At 32.9% G+C, this 20,709-nt stretch carries 19 protein-coding genes; 5 read left to right on the top strand and 14 right to left on the bottom strand.

Annotation, left to right across the window (positions count from 1 at the left end; genetic code table 11):
* Positions 1-2: 2 nt before the first annotated feature.
* Both HPY57_10680 and HPY57_10675 read right to left on the bottom strand, forming a co-directional pair.
* Positions 3-1,454 carry an HD domain-containing protein gene (locus tag HPY57_10680; protein NPV12244.1) on the bottom strand — a complete coding sequence of 484 codons (1,452 nt, stop codon included), beginning with the start codon at positions 1,452-1,454 and terminating at the stop codon, positions 3-5.
* Entirely contained in the window at positions 1,451-3,079 is a 1,629-nt protein-coding gene (locus tag HPY57_10675) for a hypothetical protein (GenBank protein NPV12243.1), read from the bottom strand. Before HPY57_10675 ends, HPY57_10680 begins: the two co-directional genes overlap by 4 nt.
* Before the next feature lie 172 nt (positions 3,080-3,251).
* Here HPY57_10675 and HPY57_10670 point away from each other — a divergent pair, with 172 nt between their 5' ends.
* Entirely contained in the window at positions 3,252-3,530 is a 279-nt protein-coding gene (locus HPY57_10670; protein ID NPV12242.1) for a hypothetical protein, read from the top strand.
* 75 nt (positions 3,531-3,605) lie between these two features.
* Here HPY57_10670 and murA read toward each other — a convergent pair whose 3' ends face one another.
* The 10 genes from murA to HPY57_10620 all read right to left on the bottom strand — a co-directional run bounded on the left by murA (position 3,606) and on the right by HPY57_10620 (position 12,100).
* Positions 3,606-4,868 carry a UDP-N-acetylglucosamine 1-carboxyvinyltransferase gene (gene murA, locus HPY57_10665; protein ID NPV12241.1) on the bottom strand — a complete coding sequence of 421 codons (1,263 nt, stop codon included), beginning with the start codon at positions 4,866-4,868 and terminating at the stop codon, positions 3,606-3,608.
* A gap of 354 nt (positions 4,869-5,222) precedes the next feature.
* Positions 5,223-5,438 (bottom strand): hypothetical protein, encoded by a 216-nt coding sequence (locus HPY57_10660; GenBank protein ID NPV12240.1) that lies wholly within the window; start codon positions 5,436-5,438, stop codon positions 5,223-5,225.
* Complete coding sequence (locus tag HPY57_10655; protein ID NPV12239.1) at positions 5,393-5,677, bottom strand: hypothetical protein; 285 nt, start codon at positions 5,675-5,677, stop codon at positions 5,393-5,395. The genes HPY57_10660 and HPY57_10655 overlap by 46 nt, the downstream gene beginning before the upstream one ends.
* A gap of 417 nt (positions 5,678-6,094) precedes the next feature.
* Positions 6,095-7,528, bottom strand: a complete 1,434-nt coding sequence (locus tag HPY57_10650) for a T9SS type A sorting domain-containing protein (GenBank protein ID NPV12238.1) — start codon at positions 7,526-7,528, stop codon at positions 6,095-6,097.
* Positions 7,529-7,609: 81 nt separating this feature from the next.
* On the bottom strand, positions 7,610-8,701 hold the full coding sequence (gene ugpC, locus HPY57_10645; GenBank protein NPV12237.1) for a sn-glycerol-3-phosphate ABC transporter ATP-binding protein UgpC: 1,092 nt from the start codon (positions 8,699-8,701) through the stop codon (positions 7,610-7,612).
* 10 nt (positions 8,702-8,711) lie between these two features.
* Positions 8,712-9,305 carry an RNA methyltransferase gene (locus tag HPY57_10640; protein ID NPV12236.1) on the bottom strand — a complete coding sequence of 198 codons (594 nt, stop codon included), beginning with the start codon at positions 9,303-9,305 and terminating at the stop codon, positions 8,712-8,714.
* Positions 9,305-9,532 (bottom strand): hypothetical protein, encoded by a 228-nt coding sequence (locus HPY57_10635; protein ID NPV12235.1) that lies wholly within the window; start codon positions 9,530-9,532, stop codon positions 9,305-9,307. Before HPY57_10635 ends, HPY57_10640 begins: the two co-directional genes overlap by 1 nt.
* Positions 9,533-10,402 carry a deoxyribose-phosphate aldolase gene (gene deoC, locus HPY57_10630; GenBank protein ID NPV12234.1) on the bottom strand — a complete coding sequence of 290 codons (870 nt, stop codon included), beginning with the start codon at positions 10,400-10,402 and terminating at the stop codon, positions 9,533-9,535.
* Positions 10,395-11,294: a bifunctional methylenetetrahydrofolate dehydrogenase/methenyltetrahydrofolate cyclohydrolase FolD gene (gene folD, locus HPY57_10625; GenBank protein ID NPV12233.1), complete on the bottom strand. Its 900-nt coding sequence runs from the start codon at positions 11,292-11,294 to the stop codon at positions 10,395-10,397. The genes deoC and folD overlap by 8 nt, the downstream gene beginning before the upstream one ends.
* On the bottom strand, positions 11,291-12,100 hold the full coding sequence (locus HPY57_10620) for a TIGR00282 family metallophosphoesterase (protein ID NPV12232.1): 810 nt from the start codon (positions 12,098-12,100) through the stop codon (positions 11,291-11,293). Before HPY57_10620 ends, folD begins: the two co-directional genes overlap by 4 nt.
* A gap of 214 nt (positions 12,101-12,314) precedes the next feature.
* On the opposite strand from HPY57_10620, the gene ppk1 reads away from it, so the two are divergent.
* Together ppk1 and HPY57_10610 are read left to right on the top strand one after the other, a co-directional pair.
* On the top strand, positions 12,315-14,447 hold the full coding sequence (ppk1, locus tag HPY57_10615; protein ID NPV12231.1) for a polyphosphate kinase 1: 2,133 nt from the start codon (positions 12,315-12,317) through the stop codon (positions 14,445-14,447).
* A gap of 100 nt (positions 14,448-14,547) precedes the next feature.
* Positions 14,548-15,873: a T9SS type A sorting domain-containing protein gene (locus tag HPY57_10610; protein NPV12230.1), complete on the top strand. Its 1,326-nt coding sequence runs from the start codon at positions 14,548-14,550 to the stop codon at positions 15,871-15,873.
* Position 15,874: 1 nt separating this feature from the next.
* Here HPY57_10610 and HPY57_10605 read toward each other — a convergent pair whose 3' ends face one another.
* A complete protein-coding gene (locus HPY57_10605) occupies positions 15,875-17,644 on the bottom strand; it encodes a T9SS type A sorting domain-containing protein (protein ID NPV12229.1) in 1,770 nt (589 codons plus the stop codon).
* Positions 17,645-17,917: 273 nt separating this feature from the next.
* Between HPY57_10605 and HPY57_10600 the strand changes: the two genes are divergently transcribed.
* Positions 17,918-19,456 carry an aldehyde dehydrogenase family protein gene (locus tag HPY57_10600; GenBank protein ID NPV12228.1) on the top strand — a complete coding sequence of 513 codons (1,539 nt, stop codon included), beginning with the start codon at positions 17,918-17,920 and terminating at the stop codon, positions 19,454-19,456.
* A gap of 61 nt (positions 19,457-19,517) precedes the next feature.
* Here HPY57_10600 and bcp read toward each other — a convergent pair whose 3' ends face one another.
* Positions 19,518-19,976: a thioredoxin-dependent thiol peroxidase gene (bcp, locus tag HPY57_10595; GenBank protein NPV12227.1), complete on the bottom strand. Its 459-nt coding sequence runs from the start codon at positions 19,974-19,976 to the stop codon at positions 19,518-19,520.
* 125 nt (positions 19,977-20,101) lie between these two features.
* Between bcp and HPY57_10590 the strand changes: the two genes are divergently transcribed.
* Positions 20,102-20,707, top strand: a complete 606-nt coding sequence (locus HPY57_10590; GenBank protein ID NPV12226.1) for an HAD family phosphatase — start codon at positions 20,102-20,104, stop codon at positions 20,705-20,707.
* Positions 20,708-20,709: the final 2 nt, after the last annotated feature.

The following is a 20,709-nucleotide window of genomic DNA, read 5'->3' as shown; positions in this document are numbered from 1 at the left end:
TCTTACGAGCTGGATTGTTGATTGTTTCGATAAATTTCAACTTCACGATTCAGCTCATCAAAATGTTCATTGATATAATTTAGAGCAGCTTCGTATGTATTTGGAATTTCGCCATCGAGTATTGCATTTTCAATTCGCTCTTTGATAATGCCAACTCCTTTGCAAGGCGGCAGGTTGAAAATCTTCATAATCTCATCACCACGTACAGGCGATTGAAATGCACGGAGTTTATCTCGCTCAATCACATCGTGAATTTTCTGAACGACCAAATCATAATTTTTCTGATATGTTTTGACTTTTTCTGGATTTTTCGAAGTTATATCACAACGGCAAAGAGTGATTAAATCTTCCAGATCTTCACCAGCGGCTACAATTAATCGTCTGATTGCAGAATCGGTTACATTCTCATCAATTAATGCAATTGGCCTCAAATGTAAACGAATCAACTTTTCAATGTAGCCTACTTTGTGAAGTGGGAATTTATATTTCATAAAAAGCTTTCGAACCATTCTTGCACCGAGTTCTTCGTGACCATGAAAAGTCCAGCCGACTTTTTCGTTGTATGCTTTCGTTAAAGGCTTGGCAATATCATGAAAAAGTGCCGCAAGTCTCAACCAGAGATCATTAGATCTTTCAGCTACATTGTCTACTACTTCAAGGGTATGCCAGAAAACATCTTTGTGATGATAATCTTTTCTTTGTTCAACACCTGCCATATTTGCAATCTCAGGATAAAGGAACTCCAGAACTTTTGTTTGATACATTAAAGCTAAGCCAATTGAAGGTTTATCGCTCATCATTATCTTGAAAAATTCATCAACAATTCTTTCGGTTGAAACAATTGCAAGTCTTTCGCGCATTTCTTCTGCAGCTTTCAAAGTATTCTCTTCAATTTGAAATTTGAGCTGCGCTGCAAAACGAAATGCCCGCATAATTCTCAGAGGGTCATCGCTAAAAGTTATAAATGGATCGAGTGGAGTTTTTATGATTTTATTTTTGATATCTTCAAAGCCATTGAAGAGATCTATAATCTCTCCAAAATTCTTTGAGTTTATCGAGAAAGCAAGAGTATTAATCGTAAAATCCCTTCTTCGGATATCATCTTCAAATGAGCCGGCTTCAACGATTGGCTTTCGTGAATATTTGGTGTATGATTCTCTCCTCGAACCAACAAATTCGATTTTATATTCACCAAATTTGATTAGAGCAGTACCGAAGTTTCTGTAAATTACTATATCTTCTGTTTTTAATTCCTTACTTACAATTCTGGCGAATTTTGTTCCATCTCCGACTACAAGTAGATCAATTTCTTTTCTTTCTCTTCCAAGAATTCTACCTCTCACATAACCGCCGACTGCATAAACTTCGAAATTGTTTTCATCGGCAATTTTTCCAATGCGAATAATTAACTCTTCATTGAACTTATCCAATGAAGGGAATTGGTTAATGTTCATTCAAGCTCCTGCAGCTTATTAAACTTTTGTAAAATATACCTCATTAATTCAAGTTGATATTTCTCAGCATCGTTGAGATTAAAAAATTCGGTTTCAACTTTTTTAATCAGGGAAATTGCTTTTGCAAAATTACCAAGCATTATGTATCTATAAAAACAATCTTTATAAATCCAGAAATCACTCTCATATTTTTTGATTACTTCTTCAACTTGAGAAGAATTTAATCGCTCAATATCGTTGACAAGTATTGCCGTTTCGTTAGGATAATTTTGTCGCAGTTCACCAATAAATTCATAGAAATTTTTATTGATCATTCTATCTATTAATTCAGGTTTGGAAATTAAAAATAGAAGTAAATCGAAATATGAATTCCAATTCGAAGAAATATCTAATTGTTTTAAATCTGAAATAATTTTTTTTGCTTTTTCACTTTCACCGATTTTCGCAAGTGAAAGTGAATAATAAATTTTTAAGTAAATAGAACTAAATCCATTTATTGTATTATGATGTAGAGAAGCGTTGTACTCACGAATAATCTCATTGAATTTTTTCTGGTAAAACTTTGCACGTATTAAATTCATAAAAGCATCGGTGTCGGAAGTTCTGTCATAAATTTTTTTGAAAATCTCTTCAGCTCTGTCAACTAATCTTTCAACCATAAACTTTCGAGCTTTGAGCCTTATTCGACTGATAGCTCGGGGACATTTTTTTTCAAAGAAAGTTCCTCCGCCAAAAATCACTTTGAATTTTAAGCTGTCATCATTTGAAAATTGGAATGAATTTAAATGAGAGAGAAAATTGTTTATTTCATCTGATAACTTTAAGCCATAGACTTTAGTGAAGTCTCCATCATTATAAAATTTCAAGAAAGATCCTAAACCGTAATTATCTATCAAATACCTGCAAAATGCTCCTGAAATCAAATAACTTAAGCTGCTTCTTTGAGTTGCAAAGGTATAGTTATTAAAAAAACTCTGAATTTCAATTTGAGGTGAAAATCTAATAATCATTGATGTGTAATAAGCAGGAATGTTTTCTAACCATTCCCATTCGACTGCCACTGCCCCACCTTCGATCAAGCCTAAATTAAATCCAGCAGCAACTTTAAAAATATTTTTCGTTCTCTCACCCAAAAAAATATGTGCAAGCTCATGCTTGATTGTTTGATCGAAAGATTTTTCTGTGACAAAGATCTGGTTTAACCATGGTTTGGTAAAATCGGCAACTTCATCGCCTAAAAAATTCTTCTTCGAACTATTTGATTTGAAAATAAATATTTGAACTTTGTTTGTTTTGTAACCAAATAGCTGTGTGAGCCATTGATAATGAAATTGGGTTTTGTAAATCAGCAGTTGTTTTTCTCTTTCAGAGATGTTTTTATCCTCAATAAATATTTCAAAATCTTTTTCATCTATTTTGGTTGGGAAATTTCTTGAAAGAAAATTTTGAGATGTGCTTAATCTTAAATTATCACTGAGAATAAACATCAATGAAAAGATCAGGACTGGCAAAATATAGAAGTGAGATTTATTGAGTTTGATTGACCTGCGTTCATTTTCATCTAAAATTTTTGCAATTAAAATGGAAATTGAGGCTATTGAAATTCCTAATGAATAAATAACCATTCTAGTTTCAATAGTAAAAACCTCATTATAAACCAGGCCGGGAAAGAAAATCATCAATGGATTAAACAAAAAAAGTTGAGGCTCAAAGTAATATGCAGTCAAACTATAAAGAATTAAAATAAAATAAATGAAGAATAGAAATAAAACAGACCTAATTTTACCGAACGAGTAAGTGATTGAACTTAAAGCAAGTGAAAAAAGTGAAGATGAAATTACAAATATTGGGAAGAAAAGAATACCTTCTGTCAAAGGACAATCAAATAGTAAAAATTCTAAAAGAAGAAAAACAACGAATAGAGATGAAATCAAAATCAGATTTAACTTGAGAATTGTTGAGACTTTTTCTTTTCTATTTAAAAGCCATATCCCACCAAATCCTGACAGAAAAGAAAAAATTAGAGAGAATACAATAGCAATTTCGAGATCAAGATTTTTGAGGAGTGGCAGTTGAAATAAAAAAATTCTTAACCCGATTAGAGTGAAAAAGATAGGAGAAAATATAAAGCGATATTTAAAGAGAAGATTTTTAATACTCATCAGTTTGAACGCGTTCGATATCAGCGCCCAGAGCTTTTAATTTATTTTCAATTTTCTCGTAACCTCGATCGAGATGATAAATTCTTAAAACTTCAGTTGTACCCTCAGCTACCAATCCGGCAAGAACGAGTGATGCACTGGCTCTTAAATCAGTGGACATTACTTTGGCGCCTTTTAATTTTTTCACGCCTTTGACAAAAGCTGTATTGCCTTTAACAGTAATATCAGCTCCGAGACGATTTAACTCCGGGACATGATTAAAACGATCGTGATAGATATTATCAGTAACTTCAGAAGCACCTTCAGCAATACTCATCAAACTTATCCATTGAGCCTGCATATCAGTTGGAAAACCTGGATAAACTTCGGTTTCAACATTAACAGGCAGAATTTTATCACCAGATTTTAATTCAACAAAATCATCTCCTGTTGAAACTTCAAAACCAGCGTCATTAAGTTTTACTAAAATTGCATCCAAATGATCGGGACGGCATTTTTTAATTCTAATTTCTCCTTTAGTAATTGCACCGGCAACAAGAAGAGTTCCTGCTTCAATTCTATCGGGAATTATGGTCTCATCAGCAGGATGTAATTGATCGACACCTTCAATTTCTAAAAACTTTGAACCGATGCCCGAGATTTTTGCACCCATTTTAACTAAAAATTCGCCAACTGCAGTAACTTCAGGTTCGATAGCAGAGTTTGAAATTAAAGTTGTTCCCTTTGCAAATACAGAAGCCAACATTGTATTGACAGTTGCACCAACACTTGGAATATTAAAAATTATTTTTGTGCCGTGGAGTTTTTCAGCTTTTGCGATTATATAACCCTGATCAATCTCAACATTAGCCCCGAGTTTTTGAATTGCTTCGATATGAAGATTGATAGGTCTTGGTCCCCAGGCACAACCACCCGGCATCGAAACTTTTGCATATCCATAACGGGCAAGCATTGGACCAAGAACATAAATTGAAGCACGCATTTTCTTAACATATTCATAAGGAGCTTCAAGAATTTTTAATCCATTATTTTTTACTTTGATAGTATGATCTTTAAACTCAATTTCTTCGCCCATATTTGTGAGGAGTTTTATCATACTGTATGCATCAAGCAATTCTGGAGAATTATAAAAAGTATATTCTCCGTCAGCTAAAATTGTGGCTGGAAGTAAACCAAGCAATGCATTCTTTGCACCGCTTATTTCTAATTCGCCAGATAATTTTTTACCGCCTCGAATAATAAACTTAAACATATACAAATTTAAGAAGGATTGTTGGAAATAAAAGAAGACAATTCAATTTTTATCTGAAGTCTTTTGAAATAATGGAATAATGCTTAAATAATAATATGCTGAAATTAAGAATTCGGCTTCTTTAATTTCATTATTTGCTCGAAAGAAACAAGTAAAGAGTTCCTATGTGGATAAGATTTTTACTAAAAAATTAAATCACATTAATATCAAACTCTAGAATTAACTCACAAAAAAAATTAAATCATCTTAAATAACTTAAGTTAATTTTTGATTACATCTATCAAATCACCATTTGTATCAAATATTTGAACAAAGAACGGTCGTTCACCAAAATAATGAGTCGCACAACCAAAACTAGCTAGGGTACTTTTCAATCATTTCAAGTTCATTTGTCAAAATCATCTGATGATTAAATTCCATATCAGCCAGAAATCTAAACATTCTTTTTCCAGAAAGGTCCTGCACAAGTTCAGCGCAGTCAAGGTAAAATTCTCTTGACTTTCTTTCCAGATTAATTGCATATCTTAAAATATCCGAAATAGATTCAGGTTTTTGAAAATCTCCAAATATTTTTTTTTGATAGTTTCAGTTGGCGGAATCTTTAATTCAACTTCACTGAAAAGTTGTTGATGGAGATTTTCAAGAATTGCTTGATGCTTTTTCTCTTCTTTATGAAGGTTAAGCAGTTTGTCCTTGAAAAATTCATTTTTACATTTATCTGCTAATTCTTTATAAAGTTCTTGCGCATCAATTTCGCTTCGGATGGCAATGCCTAAAGCTTCAAGTGCGGTGAGCTCGGGAGTTATCATAAAACCTCCCTAATTTTTTATTAAACCCCTAAATCGATTTTTTTAAATCACAAGAACGGATACCTGACAAATCAAATCAAAGATTTCTCGGTTGCATACCGGAGAAATCTACCATAAAGATTAAATTTATTTTTTAAGTAAGTTAGATTGAATTCAAATTTATTCTTATTGATAATCAAAAAATGCAGATTAAAATTATTGAACAGCCCCTCGTCAATAAAATCAAAATCCCTCATAAAAATTTCTCTATAATTCTACATTATTATTCACAAAAATTTTTTAAAAATCAAATCAAAAATTTAGAATCATTGCCAAACAAAAATTAGTATTTATCAAATAAATCTTAACAATAAAAATTCTAAGTCCTGCGTAAACAGGACTCAGAATTATTTGAAAGGCTTGTGGATTTTATTAAAACTATTTTATCAATATCATCTTTTTAGTTTCTCTGAAATTGCCAGAGGTCAATTGATAAAAATAAGTTCCACTGCTTAGACCATTTGCATTGAATTCAAGATTATATTCCCCTGCTTCTAACTCATCATTTAATATTTCTTTGATGAGCTTTCCAAAGATATCAAAAACTCTTAATGAAGTTTTTGCTTTTTGATTCAATGTAAATGATATAGTAGTTATTGGATTAAATGGATTTGGGAAATTCTGATAAAGATTAAATTGTGCTGGAATTGTATTTTCAACAACATCGGTTGGAATATCCATTAATCGATAAAAAATTTCATCATTACCAGTTCTATGATCCTTCCAGGCAATTGCAAGTTTGTTATTATAAACCTCCGTTGAGAAATCTGCCATTACAGAACTATCAACTGAATTTACTCTGACTCTATCGGACCAGTTTATCAAGTCTGTGCTTGATTGAATATAAAGATTATTTTGTTCGACATAACTTTTGACAAACTTATTTTCAACAATTCTGAAATCCAGATCATAAAAATTAGTATCTATCAAAATTGGCTCAGACCAATTTGTACCCCAATCAGTTGAACTGGTAACGAGATGATACATTTTATCTTCTGGCGGTTGACCGGGTCCTGGCATCCCAAAGTATCTGTAAAAATAGTAGAAATATAATTTACCATTATTATCTAACTGGAATCTGTTTCTGAACCAATCTGAGGGCCACATCACTTTAAAATTCTGAATTACTTTTGGTTGAGAAAAGTTTTGGCCGCCATCACTCGAATGAATAAAGTAATAAGACGAATCGATAAAGTATGCAACATAAATATGATCAACATTGTTTTTTGTAATTACAAATGGTGAAATTCCATATTCATATCTTGCTGTTGGTGAATAAACATCTAATTTTTTCTTGCCGCCAAAAGTATAAAGGTACAGTCCTGATGTATCATTTTGATTTTCAAAAACATAATAAAAGAAATATGGATTTCCCTGCGAGCTTGCAATTACTTTTGGTACATCCCATCTTATTGGAATGTAGTTAGTTAATTGAATGGTATCAATGGTAAAATTATTCCAATCTAAAGCGGCATTTGAGGAATAACCGATTCTTTCAATAAAGTAAGGATACTTGTAATCGTTAACAATTGTATAAACATAATTTCCAGATGCAGCAATATCAACTACTGATGGTCCCCAGAAAGATGGATCAAAATTAATCGGATCCGAAATTGGTGTCTGAGGTCCAGAAACAGGGAATTTGTAAAGTTTTGTATTTGTCGCAAATGTTAAATAAACATTACCATTTGCAATTGAGAACTTCGGATTTTCGACAACATAACCATTCATATTGGTTACCTGAAAATCCTGAGCAAAAATTGTACTTAAATAAAGAGTAAATATTGAAAATAAAAAAGAAAAGCGTTGCATTTTGACCTCCTATTTTTTTATTAAAAGATAATTAGCCCAACCGGGTTAATTTTCTAACTAATCAAATCTTTCTGAACAAACTTAATTTAATCTTTGTTCAGTTTCAACATCGAAGAAATGCAACTTTTGAGGATTTATAAAGAAGGAAAATTTCTGATTTGGTTTAACAGCAATATCGGAACTGATCCTTGCAACACACTGAACATCATCGATAACAAAATAAACAAATGATTCATTGCCCATCGGTTCAACAACCTCTACATTCACATCAACTTTTGGAAAAGAATTATTATTCAAAACTGGAACAAAATCTTCAGGCCTAATTCCGAGAATGACAGATTTATTTATTGCATTTTTTAAGTCAAAACTATCAGGAATTTGGAAAGAAAGTCCATTCTGTTTGGAAACAAACTTTAAACCATTTTCGAGAACAAGTTTACCTTCAATGAAATTCATTGCCGGACTTCCAATAAACCCAGCGACAAATTTATTAATTGGCCGATTGTAAAGATTGAGCGGTGTATCTATTTGTTGAACTACGCCATCTTTCATCACGACGATTCTATCTCCCATTGTCATTGCCTCGACCTGATCATGAGTGACATAAACGATTGTCGCTTCAAGTCTTTGATGAAGTTTTGAAATCTCAGTTCTCATTTGAACACGAAGTTTTGCATCGAGATTGCTTAAAGGTTCATCAAAAAGAAAAACTTTAGGTTTTCTGACAATTGCTCGCCCCACAGCAACTCGTTGTCTTTGTCCGCCACTTAATTGTTTTGGTTTACGATCGAGCAAATGTTCTATCTCTAAAATCCGAGCAGCTTCGTGAACTCGTTTTTTAATTTCATCTTTTGGAAGTTTCCTGATTTTTAGTCCGAAAGCCATATTCTCAAAAACTGTCATATGCGGATACAATGCATAGTTCTGAAAAACCATTGCAATATCTCTATCTTTAGCCGGGACATTATTTACCAGTACATTATCGATATACAGCTCACCTTTTGAAATTTCTTCAAGTCCAGCGATCATTCTCAAAGTTGTCGTCTTGCCACATCCTGAAGGTCCAACAATCACTACAAACTCTTTGTCATTAACTGTAAAAGTCACATCCTTAACTGCTACCAGGTTATTATCATAAATCTTACTAACATTTACTAATCTTACTTCAGCCATTTTTAAATCCTCATTTTTGAATCCATTCTTCGAATATTTGTTTAAAAGTTAACTCGTCAAGTTGTCGTTTATTATAAAATCCACTTCGGCGCAAAACACTTTCAGCCCAATATAAAGTCACAGCAGCTGCAACAGAAACATTCAGACTTTGAATCATTCCATGCATTGGAATTTTAAATGTCAGATCACAGTATTTCAAAAGTTCATCACTAACACCGCGATGTTCATTACCAAAGATTAACGCGATAGGTTTGGTATAATCAAGTTCATCGTAAAGGTAGGAATATTTGTCAAGATGAGATGCAGCAATTAAAAAACCTTCGGATTTCATTTTCTGATAAAATTCTTCGTAAGATGAATGCTTTTTTAGTTTCATCCACTTATTCGCACTGACGGAACTTGCTTTAGAAATTTCTGGAAATTGTTCGGTTGTATAAAGCAAGTGTACTTCAAGTACTCCAACAGCATCACAGGTTCGAAGTATTGCGCTAACATTATGAGGATCGTGAATATTTTCTAAAACTACCGTTAAATGAGGTTGCTTTTGATTAAGAACATCTGTGATTTTTTTTATTCTTTCTTCTGTTCTAAGATTCAAATTCATTATTGTTCTCTAATATTAATGGTATAGCTGACAAAATCTTTTGAATTTTTCGTTATATCTAACCTGTAATAAAAATTTTTATCCAGTTTGAGGAAATAAGCTAAAAGATTGATAATCTTACTTAAAGCTACCTCGTGTTCCTCTGCCCACACTTCACAATCTTTAATAGCAGGGACACGAGCCATATAACCATCCAGTTCTTTTTTAATCTCGATTACAAATTTCATTTAGTAACCCTTAGTTGTTTCGTCCTTTATATTTTGAACAATTTTTACGCTTGCACTTGCACCAATTCGGTCAGCACCGCTTGCAATCATCAACTCTGCATCTTCCCTTGATCGAATGCCTCCACTTGCTTTAACTCCAACACTTCCACCCACGACATATTTCATAAGTGCAACATCACCAGCTGTTGCACCACCTTTACTGAAACCAGTCGAAGTTTTTACGAAATCAGCACCAGCATCTTTTGCGATTAAACATGCTTTTATTTTTTCTTCATCTGTTAAAAGACAAGTTTCAATTATCACTTTTACCAAAACTCTTTTTGGCTTTGCTTCAAGAACAACTTGTTGAATATCATTGAAGACATAATCATATTTTCCTGATTTAAGCATACCAATATTAATCACCATATCAAGTTCTTCGGCGCCATTTTCAATCGCCTGATGAGCTTCAAACCTTTTTGTCTCGGTTGTTGTAGCTCCGAGAGGGAAACCAATAACAGTACATACTTTAACATCTGTATTTTTTAATTGTTCATAACAAAACTTTACAAATCCAGGATTAACACAAACAGATGCAAAATGAAATTGTCTGGCTTCATCACAGAGCTTTTTAATATCATCAAGGGTTGCTTCCGGTTTAAGTAAAGTATGATCAATCATTCGTGCAATATCATATTCAACAGGCTCAGGAATGCCGATCGATGTCGAAATTCTATCCGCACCACTGTCAATTACATTCTTAACTGCATCTTTTTTGTGAAAAAGACAATGACCGCAACCTGCACACACTCCATCATCGCAAAGCGTTTTTTGAAGTGAGTGCTCAATCAGAACTTCCTGGATTACTCGATCGATTAATGATTTATACATTTACTTCCAACCCATAATATTTTGAACTTGCAATTAAAGTATTTTTAAGAAGCATCGCTATTGTCATAGGTCCAACTCCTCCAGGGACTGGAGTAATATAACTTGCTTTCTCAGATACTTCATCAAATTTTACATCTCCAACAATTCTATAACCTTTCTCTGAATTTAAATCTTCAACTCTATTAATTCCAACATCAATTACAATTGCATTTTCTTTAATCATTTCAGCTTTTAAGAATTCTGCCTTGCCAATTGCAACAATTACAATATCAGCATTTTTTGTATAAAAAGAGATGTCCTTAGTAGCTGAATGACAAATTGTTACAGTTGCATTTGTGAATTTATTTTTCTGCATCAGCATTGCTGCAAGCGGTTTACCGACTATATTACTTCTACCAATTATAACAACATCTTTCCCACTCAAATCAATTTTATAGTGCTTCAGCAATTCGATTATTCCAAGCGGTGTGCATGGTACGAAGCATTCCTCACCGAGTAAAAGTTTACCCATATTAACTGGATGAAAGCCATCCACATCTTTATCGGGATCGATTGATTCATTTACAAATTGAGTATTGATATGAGGTGGCAACGGTTGTTGTACTAAAATTCCATGATATTTTGGATTAATGTTCAATTGTTTTATTAAATCGACCAAATCATTTTGAGAAGTTGATTCTTCAAGTTCAATTACTTTAGAAAAAATACCAACTTCCTGACAGGCTTTTGCTTTTGAATTCACATAAATTTTTGAAGCAGGGTTTTTCCCAACTATAATAGCGACAAGACCTGGTTGAAAATTTCTTGGTTTGAAATCTTTTTCAATTATTTCTTTAATTCTATTACGAATTAAAGCAGCTGTATTTTTACCGTCTAAAATTTGGGCTTTCATTGTTCAGTAATTTCGTTTTGAAATTCAGGGAAAAATATTCTTCGAATTTTTTTGGCTTTTCCAGTAGATTTATCAACTGATATAATGACTGCAGCAAGATGAATATCATCCTGAGCAGTTTGATACTTCTGTGGAGTCTGATATAAAAATCTGTTTATCGCCGCTTCTTTTTTCATACCAATAACTGAGTCATAAGGTCCAGTCATACCAACATCTGTTATGTACGCTGTTCCATTTGGTAAAATTCTCTCATCGGCTGTCTGGATATGTGTGTGAGTTCCAATGACTGCGGTGACTTTTCCATCTAAGAAACTTGCAAGAGCAATTTTCTCGGCAGTAGCTTCAGCATGAAAATCAATTATAATTATATTGGATTCCTTCTTAACTTTTGCAATTAACCATTCGGCTGTTCTAAATGGACAATCAATTGCTGGTAAAAATGCTCTGCCTTGCAGTGAAGCAACTGTAATTTTAGTTCCATTATGATCCATCACAACATATCCTTGACCAAATGTACCTTTTGGATAATTTAAAGGCCTCAGCACATTCTTTTCTGTTTTTGCAATCTCCTGAAATTGTTGTTTCTCAAAAATATGATTACCGCCAGTAATTACATTTATTCCGAGCTCGTTCAAAATTTTTAATTCTTTTTCAGTAATGCCTTTGCCATCAGCTACATTTTCACCATTCGCAATGATAAAATCAATTTTATTATTCTCAACCAAATTTTTAAGGAATGTCTGAAGTATTTGAAGTCCGGGTTTACCGACTATATCACCAATAAATAAAATCTCAAGTGTGTTCAATTTGACCTTTCTTTTTATGAAAAATAAAAATATTTATTCAACTGATAAAATTGATTTTTCTATAATTTGTATGATAGATATGAAAAACTTTATCTGGAATAAACTTACAATTACAAATCAAACGAATTTATTTTAGTAAAGTCATATTGACCAATCTTCTTAGAATTTTTCTAAAATTTTACTTATTCTTGATAAAAACTTGCTGGCATTAATTATGAAAAATAATCTCAAGAAGTTTAAAGATCCTCAATATTATTTTAACAGAGATTTAAGCTGGATTGAATTCAACAGAAGAGTTCTTGAGGAAGCTCTTGATAAAGAATTACCTTTGCTTGAAAGAGTAAAATTCCTTTCTATTTTTTGCACCAATCTTGATGAATTCTATATGATTCGTGTTTCCGGTTTAATGGAACAAATCTCAGCCGGCATCAGCAACATAGGAATTGATGGGCTTACACCAATTGAAGCTTTAAATCTGATAAAAGCTCGAGTTGATGAATTACTTAAAATTCATATGAATTGTTACTTAAACGATGTGCTTCCGAGTCTAAAAGAAAATGGGATTGAAATTTTAAATTACGATGATCTTGAGGAAGACGAACAAAATCTCTTGAAGCAATATTACATCAAAGAGATTTTCCCAACACTTACACCTCTGGCATTTGATCCAGGCAGACCATTTCCTCATATTTCAAACCTTTCATTAAATCTTGGAGTAAGGATCGAAAAACCTACGGGTGAAAGACACTTTGCAAGAGTTAAAGTTCCAAAAAATTTACCTCGCTTTATCAATATCAATCAAATTAAGGAAAAGCTGAACTCTGGAAGAAAACAGAGTGGAAAAATAAGATTAACTTATCTTGAGCAGGTCATTCAGGCTAATTTAGAATCTCTTTTTCCAAAAATGCACATAATTGATTCTTATCTTTTTCGGGTTACAAGAGATACAGATATAGAAATTCAAGAAGATGAAGCCGATGATTTGTTGAAAGTAATCGAAGAAAATATAAGACAAAGAAAATTTGGAGCAGTCGTTCGTTTAGAAATTGAAAACGAATTACCAACACAAATTTTAAATCTCTTAAAGAAAAATCTTGAAATATCTGATGAATCAATTCAGATTTTGAATGGTCCTCTTTCTCTCGGTGATTTAATCTCCCTATACGATCTACCATTTCAAAATTTAAAATTCAAACCATTTTCTCCTTCTATACCAAAAGTCTTTGAAGAAAATGATGATATCTTTTCAGCCATAAAAAAGAACGATATTCTTTTAAGTCACCCTTATCATTCATTTCTTCCTGTAATAAATTTCTTGAGAGCTGCATCAACTGATCCTGATGTATTAACCATAAAACAGACTCTTTATCGTGTCGGTTCAAATTCACCAATTGTAGAAAATTTAATCGAAGCGGCTGAAAATGGAAAACAAGTTGCAGCACTGGTTGAACTAAAAGCCCGATTTGATGAAGAAAACAATATTCAATGGGCGCGCAGATTGGAAAAAGTTGGTGTTCATGTTGTTTATGGACTTGTTGGACTTAAAACACATTGTAAAGTTACACTTGTAATTCGCCGCGAAGGAACCGGACTTAGACGATATGTTCATCTTTCAACTGGAAATTATAACATAACAACAGCTCGACAATATTCTGATCTCGGTTTATTTACTTGTGATGAAGATATCGCTGATGATGTAACAGAACTATTCAATTATTTAACTGGTTATTCCGAGCAGGATAATTATAAAGAACTCCTGATTGCCCCAATTAATATGCGTGAAAAATTAATTGAACTTATCGAAGAAGAAATTCAATCACATAAAAAGTATGGAAATGGTTATATCATAATTAAAGTCAATTCAATTACTGATCCCGAAATGATTCAGACTTTATACCGAGCTTCATGCGAAGGAGTCAAAATAGATTTACTTGTTCGAGGAATATGTATGTTAAAACCTGGAATTAAGGGGGTTAGCGAAAATATTAAAGTTATAAGCATAGTTGGAAGATTTCTTGAACATTCGAGAGTTTTTTACTTCTACAACAATGGTAATTCAAAAATTTATTCTGGCAGCGCAGATCTGATGGAAAGAAACTTAAATCGAAGAGTTGAAGTTATTTTCCCAATCAAATCAAAAGTTATTGGAAGTTTTATTTTGAACAACATTCTAAAACTGCAATTGTCAGATAATGTTAATGCAAGAGTACTCGATAGCAGCGGTAAATATTCATTAGTGCAGAGAAAACCCGAAGATGAAGTTATTGACTCTCAAGATTTACAAATCAAAGCTGCAAGTGATCTTATTTGTTGGGAACCTGTTAGACTCAAAGTTGGGAAGTTTTAATTTTTAATTGGTTCATCTTTAATTCATTTTCTCATTACAAAATAAAATTTATAAGAGTTTTGATTAGAAATTTTGAGATACACATAAATAAATTTTTAAGATGAGAAGTAATTCAATCAAAAATTTTTTGCATTATAGATTAATTCCACTCGCTGTCACTTTAGTTATTTTTACTAACTATAATTTATTTTCACAAGGCAACTGGATTAAAGCTCAAACCCCAACTTTCAAGAATTTAAAGTCGATATTCTTTTTAGACAGCTTAAAAGGATGGGTTGCAGGTGATTCTGGAATTATTCTTTTTACTTCAGATGGCGGTAATAACTGGACAACACAAAGCAGCACAGTCAATACATCAATTCATGATATATTTTTTCTTGATTCACTTTTTGGTTGGGCTTTAACCTGGCACCGAAATCAGTATGGTCCAGTTGGAACAACTTTTCTCAAAACAACAAATGGCGGTGATACCTGGACTTCAGAAATCTACGGTAAAGATTTTACATTTATCTATTCAATAATCTTTCAAGATTCTTTAAATGGATGGATTTGCGGTGAACCAGGCGTAATATTAAGGACACGAAATGGTGGTTTAGACTGGAGTGAAGCAAAAATAAATAATATCCAATTCTCAAATTTCCCAATTAAAAAGATCAAATTTTTTAATAACAATTTTGGCATTGGTTGCGGCGGCGTAATCGATATTTTTGGTGTGATCTGGCGAACCACAGATGGAGGTGAAAACTGGGATGCATTTGCAATTGGACCCGAACCAATTAATGATTTTCAGATCATCAATAATGATTTTGTCTTTGCTGTTGGTGGAGATTATGAATATGGAACTGCTGTAAGTCATTCTACAGATTTTGGTTTGACCTGGAATTATCGAACTCTTGACATTTTTGGAATTGCAAACTCGGTCGCTTTCCGGAATGACAAGGAAGGCTGGCTTAATTTAAAAGGTGAAAGAAAATTTTTAGTAACGATTGACTCGGGTTATAATTGGACAGAATATCCTACTCCTGATTCAGTTCAACCTAATAAAATAATTTTTACCGATTCGCTTCACGGTTATGCAGTTTGTGATAGTGGATATTTTTTGAAATACATTCCACCTCTCTCAACGAAAGTTGAAGATATAAAATCAATAAATCCAATTAATGTAAGAGTCATTGATTTCGAAATTTTCCCGAATCCTTTCAACTCAAACACAAAAATTTTAGTTAATCTAAAACAATCAGGTAAATTGAGGATTGAACTTTTCTCAATTCTTGGCGAGAGACTTCAAATCATTGAGGATAAATTTTTTAATCAAGGCAATCACATATTTGAATTTTATCCCGAAATAAAAAACAGCGGAGTATATTTCATCAAAATTTCTTTGAATAAATACTCCGCTGCCAAAAAAGTAATTTATCTTAAGTGATTTATTTCAAATAAATCATCTTTTTCGCTTCAGCGTTCTTTCCTGCTCTCAACTCATAGATATAAATCCCAGATGGAAGATTTTCTGCTTTGAATTTTATAGAATATTCCCCTGCTATTAATCTCTCGTTAACAAGTGTGATGATTTCTCTACCTAACAAATCATAAACCTTCAATGTAACAAGTTGATTATCTGGTATTGTGAATTTAATCTCAGTTTCAGGATTAAACGGATTTGGGTAATTTTGATACAAACGAAAATCATTCACAGAAATTTCTTCTTCTTCAACTTTTATCGGCAAAGAACCAAAGTTGTTTTTGTAATAATTCATCGCAGTAAGAATATTTTGCTTCAAAACTGAAACAGAATTCAGATGCGATTGCCCTCGACCAGCAACAATTGCAAACCACATCTCTACTGGTTCATTTAATCTTAGTTTGAATGGTCCTGTTGAAACTAACATTCTAACATCCGCTCCAATCGTATCAATCCATCCAATTTGTGTGACTGGATCTCCATTAAAAACATAAACCGGATTTACCTGATTGCAAGGATAATTGAATACATAACCAAAACCCCAAGTGCAAGGATCAATTTGAGTTCCATATCGATTCAATCCTCGAGCATAATTCCAAACATCTGAAACATAAGCAGGATCAACAAGAATAGGTGGATTAGAATTTAAATGATAAAAAAGAGATTTTACACTTTGATTTTTTGCACCAGGATATTTTTTAACTCCTAAAAGCCCTCCGAGATTAACTATAGCTGTATCAAGTGGAATATCAATTCCTGCATCAAAAATTCCATTTGAATTATTATCAATAAATGTCTCGCCTGGAATATAAACTACTGGACCTTGAATCATCGTTTGAGAAACTGCTGGTGGATTTGAACCATATTGAAGATCAGTTCCCTTATTATAACAATAGACTGAATTCAATGCACTATCAGATCCAATCAGATCGTCCGTATAATTACCTAAATCAGGATCAGACCAGAAAAGAAAATAAACTGAATCAAGTAAATTACTTACAAGTCCACGATTGATTAATTTGTATTTAAAGAAAACAGTATTGTAAAGTGGAGAATTTGAATTTCCAATTGCAAAAGCTGTTTGATGAATTTCTATTCCAAGTGGTGGAACACCACGATACCTGCGTAATGAATCAACTTGAGAATCATTGTAGACACAATAAGCTGTTACATCACCAAGAATGAATGGTTTATCTTCATTTGGATCCCATTGACCATTATTATTTTTATCAACAGGATTGTAAATACCATCTCCATCCCCATCATAAAATTCTGCACCGAGTAAAACAGCATTGCGATATTCCTGCCAAGATGTCCCAAATGGTGCATCAGTCGATTTCACAACATAAATAATGTTGAGTGAATCATTTGGATTAGAACCAACTTTTCCAGGCAAATAATCTGAAACTCTGGATGAAGTTGCAACTCCATTCGCCCACAATTGATCATTATATTTTCCAACAAGATAAAATCCACCCGAGAATATTAACTGACTTTCATCATATTGAGGAATTGTACCATAACCAGAAACATCAAACATTACTCCATTATTTTGTAAAGGAACTTTAAGACGATTGACATCAATCAGATACGAAGTTCGTTGCGTACTAACTTTACTCTGCGAGAGTGAATGGTTCTTTTTCGCTTCATCTATTTCTCCGGCAAGACTAACTAAATAAAGTTGAAAAATGATGCTGAGAATTAACAGGGAAATTGAAGATTTTGAAACTTTCATAATTACCTCCTCTACTTAGTAAATTTTTGATTTTACAAAAATTCTTACTGATTTACTTTCAGTTAAAATTAATCAATTATGAATTGAAATTCCATAAGCTAAATAAGATTTTGAAACTGCTCGGAAGCTCTCATATTATAATTCATAACTAACCTTTTATGAATTACCAGTTCAATTTTGATTTAAGTGAAAATCTTTTTGGTCTATCATTTTTGTCCAATTTCAAACTCTTTGACTTTTCTTATTTTTGTAAAAACAAATTATGAGGTCAATATGGATTTCTTAAAAAAACTGGGCATTGAAGAAAAAAATTTTGGTGCATCTACAGGTCAGAACTGGTTGCAAACTACATCTGAAGGTGAATTAAAAATCATCTCTCCTGTAGATGGAAAATTAATAGCCACAGTTTATCAAGCATCAATTCAGGATTACAATCAAGTAATTGAAAAAGCCAGAGAGGCGTTTAAATACTGGCGAACTGTTCCCGCACCAAAACGCGGAGAGATTGTCAGACAAATTGGATTGAGATTAAGAGAATACAAAGATGCTCTCGGCAGATTAGTTTCCTACGAAATGGGAAAATCACTTCAGGAAGGTTGGGGCGAAGTTCAAGAGATGATAGATATCTGCGATTTTGCAGTTGGTCAATCACGAATGCTCTACGGATTCACAATGCATTCAGAAAGACCAAAACATAGAATGTATGAGCAATATCATCCACTTGGAATTGTTGGAATTGTAACCGCATTTAATTTTCCAGTTGCAGTCTGGTCATGGAATGCAATGATTGCGGCAGTTTGCGGTGATGTCTGTGTCTGGAAACCGAGTTCAAAAACTCCACTATCAGCAATTGCAACACAAAAAATTGTCGCTGAAGTTTTGAAAGAGAACAATTTGCCAGAAGGAATTTTCTCATTGATAATTGGTCGTGGTGCAACGGTTGGTGAAAAGATGCTTGAAGACAAAAATGTTCCATTAATTTCAATCACTGGCTCAGTTGAAGTTGGAAGACATGCTGCTCAAGTGGTTGCTAAAAGATTAGGTAGAACAATCTTAGAACTCGGTGGAAATAATGCGATAATCATCACTGAAAACGCAGATTTGAAACTTGCAATTCCAGCTGTAGTCTTTGGTGCTGTTGGAACAGCTGGCCAGCGATGCACAACCACAAGAAGATTGATAATTCACGAAAGTGTTTATGATAAAGTGAAAGAATCTCTCATCAAAGCATATCAAAGTTTACGAATTGGAAATCCACTCGACGAAAAAAATCATATGGGTCCATTAATTGATAAAGCTGCTGTTGAATTGTTTGTTCGTGCACTTGAAGAAGTTAAGAAAGAAGGTGGTAAAGTTATTTACGGTGGTGAAGTTCTCAGTGGACCTGGTTATGAGTCTGGTTGTTATGTTAAGCCAGCTTTAGTTGAAGCTGAAAATCATTACAAAATAGTTCAGGAAGAAACATTCGCTCCTATTCTTTATTTGATAAAATATTCTGGTTCAGTTGAGAATGCAATCGAATTACAAAATAGTGTTCCGCAGGGACTTTCTTCTTCAATCTTCACAAATGACTTGCGACAAGCAGAAACATTTTTATCAGCATGGGGAAGTGATTGTGGAATTGCCAATGTGAACATCGGAACAAGCGGTGCAGAAATTGGTGGTGCATTCGGCGGTGAAAAAGATACTGGTGGAGGAAGAGAATCGGGTTCAGATGCCTGGAAAGCATATATGAGAAGACAAACTAATACTATAAACTTTGGAACAGATTTACCACTCGCTCAAGGAATTAAATTCGAGATCGGTGATTAAATTTAGATGATTTTATTAAATCAGGCGAAGTGAAGAGAAACATCTTCACTTCGCTTTTTTATTATTTCAACTTTGATGCATAATCAAAAACTTCATTTGCATGAGTTTCGACATCAACTTTGTCAATTATATGAGCAATCTTACCCTCTTTATCAACAATAAAAGTTACTCTGCTTGCAAATCCAAGTAAATTTAAAACCCCATAAGCTTTTGTAACTTCTTTACTTTCATCTGATAACAGCGGAAAGTTTAATGAATACTTTTCTCTAAATTTTTTTAATGCTGCTTTTGAGTCTACACTAATTCCTAAAACTGGTATTCCAGCTTCCTCAAATCTTTTCCAATTATCACGAATTCCGCAAGCCTGCTTCGTGCAACCTGGAGTGTCAGCTTTTGGATAAAAGTAAACTACAACAGGAGTTTTACCTTTATAGCTTGAGAGAGAATAAATATTCCCATCTGCATCCTGCAATTTGAAATCTGGTGCAGTATCACCAACTTTAAGTTTATCACCTTGCATAAAGAACCCCATGAATAAAAATGAAGTAAAGACTAATGACATTAAAAGTATTTTCATTTTTTCTCCTTAATTTTGTTCAAGATTTCGCAATAAAAACAAGACATAATTAATTAAAATTCCAAACTATGATAAAAGCTTTAATTTTTGATCTTGGAAATGTTCTAATCTATTTTGATTGGAAAATCGCTGAAAAGAGATTAAATGATATTCAAAACGAACTTGGAACTCGAACAACAAAATTTCTCAAAGAAAACAACTCTTTGATAAAAAATTTAGAAAAAGGGAAAATCAGCGAAGAAGAATTTTTGAACGAAATAAAAACAAATATTAATTCAAATCTCGATAAGACTACAATTGCAAAAATTTTTTCGGAGATCTTCTGGGAAAATCAGGAACTGACTCGATTGCTTCCATCTTTCAAAAAGAATTATCAACTCTTTCTGTTATCAAATACAAACATTATTCACCGTAAATTCGGTTGGGATCACTACCCTTTTTTACAACATTTCGATCGTCTTTTCCTTTCTTATGAAATTGGAGCTGTAAAACCAGAAGAAGAAATTTATAACTATGTCTTGAGCACAATCAAACTTTATCCAGAAGAATTATTATATATTGATGATATTGAAGAATATGTAAATGCGGCAAAACAACTAGGATGGAATGCAATACAATTTAAATCAAATGAAAAGCTTCTTGAAGATTTAGAAAAATTTAGACTAACCTTCTAAAA

The sequence above is a fragment of the Ignavibacteria bacterium genome (assembly GCA_013177855.1).
In the GTDB taxonomy this organism is placed as follows: Bacteria; Bacteroidota; Ignavibacteria; order Ch128b; family Ch128b; genus Ch128b.
Note: the sequence above shows the minus strand (reverse complement) of the source record. Positions and strands in the feature narration are given on the sequence as shown.

Bases quoted from the DNA above. Each gene is read 5' to 3' on its own strand.
- HPY57_10680 (NPV12244.1), bottom strand. From the start codon at position 1,454: ATGAACATTAACCAATTCCCTTCATTGGATAAGTTCAATGAAGAGTTA.
- HPY57_10675 (NPV12243.1), bottom strand. From the start codon at position 3,079: ATGGTTATTTATTCATTAGGAATTTCAATAGCCTCAATTTCCATTTTA.
- murA (NPV12241.1), bottom strand. From the start codon at position 4,868: ATGTTTAAGTTTATTATTCGAGGCGGTAAAAAATTATCTGGCGAATTA.
- HPY57_10655 (NPV12239.1), bottom strand. From the start codon at position 5,677: ATGATAACTCCCGAGCTCACCGCACTTGAAGCTTTAGGCATTGCCATC.
- HPY57_10650 (NPV12238.1), bottom strand. From the start codon at position 7,528: ATGCAACGCTTTTCTTTTTTATTTTCAATATTTACTCTTTATTTAAGT.
- ugpC (NPV12237.1), bottom strand. From the start codon at position 8,701: ATGGCTGAAGTAAGATTAGTAAATGTTAGTAAGATTTATGATAATAAC.
- HPY57_10640 (NPV12236.1), bottom strand. From the start codon at position 9,305: ATGAATTTGAATCTTAGAACAGAAGAAAGAATAAAAAAAATCACAGAT.
- HPY57_10635 (NPV12235.1), bottom strand. From the start codon at position 9,532: ATGAAATTTGTAATCGAGATTAAAAAAGAACTGGATGGTTATATGGCT.
- deoC (NPV12234.1), bottom strand. From the start codon at position 10,402: ATGTATAAATCATTAATCGATCGAGTAATCCAGGAAGTTCTGATTGAG.
- folD (NPV12233.1), bottom strand. From the start codon at position 11,294: ATGAAAGCCCAAATTTTAGACGGTAAAAATACAGCTGCTTTAATTCGT.
- ppk1 (NPV12231.1), top strand. From the start codon at position 12,315: ATGAAAAATAATCTCAAGAAGTTTAAAGATCCTCAATATTATTTTAAC.
- HPY57_10610 (NPV12230.1), top strand. From the start codon at position 14,548: ATGAGAAGTAATTCAATCAAAAATTTTTTGCATTATAGATTAATTCCA.
- HPY57_10605 (NPV12229.1), bottom strand. From the start codon at position 17,644: ATGAAAGTTTCAAAATCTTCAATTTCCCTGTTAATTCTCAGCATCATT.
- HPY57_10600 (NPV12228.1), top strand. From the start codon at position 17,918: ATGGATTTCTTAAAAAAACTGGGCATTGAAGAAAAAAATTTTGGTGCA.
- bcp (NPV12227.1), bottom strand. From the start codon at position 19,976: ATGCAAGGTGATAAACTTAAAGTTGGTGATACTGCACCAGATTTCAAA.
- HPY57_10590 (NPV12226.1), top strand. From the start codon at position 20,102: ATGATAAAAGCTTTAATTTTTGATCTTGGAAATGTTCTAATCTATTTT.